The 2,918-nt window shown below is 31.9% G+C and carries 2 protein-coding genes; one reads left to right on the top strand and one right to left on the bottom strand.

Annotation, left to right across the window (positions count from 1 at the left end; genetic code table 11):
- Nucleotides 1-926: 926 nt before the first annotated feature.
- Nucleotides 927-1,847 (bottom strand): protein rep, encoded by a 921-nt coding sequence (locus tag F1592_RS04520; protein WP_188294677.1) that lies wholly within the window; start codon nt 1,845-1,847, stop codon nt 927-929.
- Nucleotides 1,848-2,401: 554 nt separating this feature from the next.
- Here F1592_RS04520 and F1592_RS13610 point away from each other — a divergent pair.
- A complete protein-coding gene (locus tag F1592_RS13610; protein WP_188294676.1) occupies nt 2,402-2,539 on the top strand; it encodes a hypothetical protein in 138 nt (45 codons plus the stop codon).
- The last annotated feature ends 379 nt before the right edge of the window (nt 2,540-2,918 follow it).

The following is a 2,918-nucleotide window of genomic DNA, read 5'->3' as shown; positions in this document are numbered from 1 at the left end:
TTTTTAGCAAACTTTATCACTGGTCTATTTTTCGTCGTTATAATCTAGTTAAATCCCGTAAGGGCGCACTTATACGTCGGATAAATCGACGTGTGCAAAACCGTAATCGACCTTCGTCGATTTTTTATTTTAAATTCAAAGAAACGGCTTGAGATATTCCGAGCAGTTATAAAAATTAATTTGCGTTGAATATTGCTACTGCATTCTTGAAAAAGTGATGCAGATTTATAGCCCATAACTTTTTTGAATTCCATCGACGATACGGCGTCGAAAGAAAAATAAACAGACCGTATGAAAGAAAAAGCTACCTCATTTTATCTGGGGTAGCTTTTATTTTTTATGTCCTTATTTTGAATTTTAAAGGGTATTTTGAAGGCTTAGAGGTAAATTGTATGGTTTTATACCTAAAAGTTCATATATCCTCTTAAAACGCAAATATGAGCCGAATACAACAACAAATCTATTGCAAAGTTAAATGCAAAGTTTCCGCAAACCAAATTTTCGATTTAGCAAACAATATAGCACTTTCAAACCAGTCATATCAAAGTCTAAAGGGTTATATATATCACTCAAAAACTATAAATATAGCACTCCGAAGTCAAGCATACCAACGCTTTTACAGAGATGTATAGCATCTCTTAATCCTGCACTACCCCTTTTGACTGAGAAAGGGGTTATCGAAAAGGGTTTGCACTTTATAAAAATCACGCACTATTTCAATTTAAAATCATGCTTACTTTTATGCCGAGAAAACTTATGGTTTGGAATAGGCTTTGTGTTAGCTAGATTTAGTCTAGCGAGTTGGTTGGTCTTAATTTGGGATTAATCCCAAACAAGTACCAACTCAACAACACATTAAGCCTTGTTGGTTCCAAACCATAAGGCAATTGGAATAAAAAAGACGCTAGCTATTGCTAACGCCCTTTTTACTCTTCTTCAATTTCGTTTATCATTTGATGATTAATTTCTCTTTTTTCTTGCTCACTTAAATCATATATTTCACTGGCTAAGTACTCTTTTTTATTCCAAATATAGAAAATTTGATAAATGTATTCTGTTGGATCGATTTCTTTTAAATAATCTAACTCGCCATTTTTTAACTTTTTTCTAGCCTCTTTAAAAAGACCTGAATAAACCAAAACCTGTTTCCCTTTTAATGACTTATAAAAAGTGTCGAATACTCTTTGATTCACTAAATAATCACTATCTTTTCCCGAATACTTAGCCATTTCATAAAGTTCTTTATTATTGTTTTGTCGGATTTTCTGGACATGTACTTGTGTTATTTCAGGCATACCCGTTACATCCCGCCATAACTCAAGCCACTCTTTTTGATTAACATAAACTTTAGTATCTTTGAAATAAGATTTATTCACTGCAATTAACACGTGAAAATGCGGATTATATGTATCTTCTTGTTCATTATAAGTAATCTCTAATTTACGAACGTAACCTTTAGAAAGTGTCTTTACTTTTTTACGCTCAAACATTTTCTTAAAAGACTTATTATACTTTTTGATTTCATCTTCAAGATCATTTGCCCTTACATTCGGCGTCGTTAAAGTTAAAAAGATAAACTCTTTTTGTTCTACCTGCTTTACATACTGCATCATCAACGACAACCCCAAAGCATCTTTCCGAGCTTTACGCCATGCACACATTGGACAAAAGCGATTCTTACAAGGATTCGCTTTATACAATTTTTTCTTTTCAAGCGTTTTATCCGCAACAAACGATAAAAATGTATTACATTCCCTTACTAATTCCATCTGATTTTCCCCAATATGACGTTCTATAAAATTCTGAAACACTTGATTTCTCTGTTTTTTCTCAGTATACTTATCCATGTTATAACACACAAAAACAACTTAGTTTTTCTCAAACTATGTATATAAAAAAAGTTGCTTTTTCTCCTTTCTATTTTTCGTTTAGCTTAGACACCTAAAACGATACAATAGTATGCTGAAAAAAGCAACTTTTTTTGTGCTTGAAGCTAGTCACACCAACGATTTAAGGGTAACTATTTCAAATCGAAATAGTTACCCTTATTATCAAGACAAGAAGAAACTCGTTTCACTCGTTCAAAAAAAACATAGCAACAACCTAAATACTTTTATATACTATTTACAAACAAGACAAGAAGAAACTCGTTTCACTCGTTCAAAAAAAAACATAGCAACAACCTAAATACTTTTATATACTATTTACAAATAAATAAAAATAGGGGATGACAAAATGCCTGCAGCTTTAACTAAAACTTGTCAAAAGTGCAAAAAAGTAAAACGACTCAATGAATTTTATGAAAACAGAACCAAACCAGATCACAGAAATGGTATTTGCAAAAACTGTCAAAACGGAAAATAAAATATAAAATCACTAAAGTAAATTAGGAGGAATTTCAATGGCCGTAAAAAAAGCTCTATCTCAACAAAGTAAAGAAACTATTGCAAAAGGTACAAAAGAAATCGTAACTGCTGTACTACCAGTCGTAGCAACTGGTATAGCAACAATAGCAGCAAATCTTATAAACAAAAAGTAAATACATCTTTCAAAACAAATGCTTTATTCCAATTGCTTTATTGACGTTGAGCCTCGGAACCCTTAACAATCCCAAAACTTGTCGAACGGTCGGCTTAATAGCTCACGCTATGCCGACATTCGTCTTCAAGTTTAGTTAAGGGTTCTTCTCAACATCAATAAATTTTCTCGGCATAAATGCGTGTTCTAATTAATAAATATTCCATAAATCAAAAGTGCAATTGCTGAAATCAAAACCAATATGCTAGAAAGTATATCTAGCCTTTTATTTTTATTACGATTTCCTAACTCCCTAAAAAGACTACCAAAAGCAATTACCATTAAAATTGAACATGAAATATAAATAACCAAAATGGACACTCCTTTTTAGCAAACTTTAT

This window comes from Staphylococcus sp. GDX7P312P, assembly GCF_008385775.1.
Lineage (GTDB): Bacteria > Bacillota > Bacilli > Staphylococcales > Staphylococcaceae > Staphylococcus > Staphylococcus haemolyticus.
This window is presented reverse-complemented; position numbering and strand designations above follow the sequence as displayed.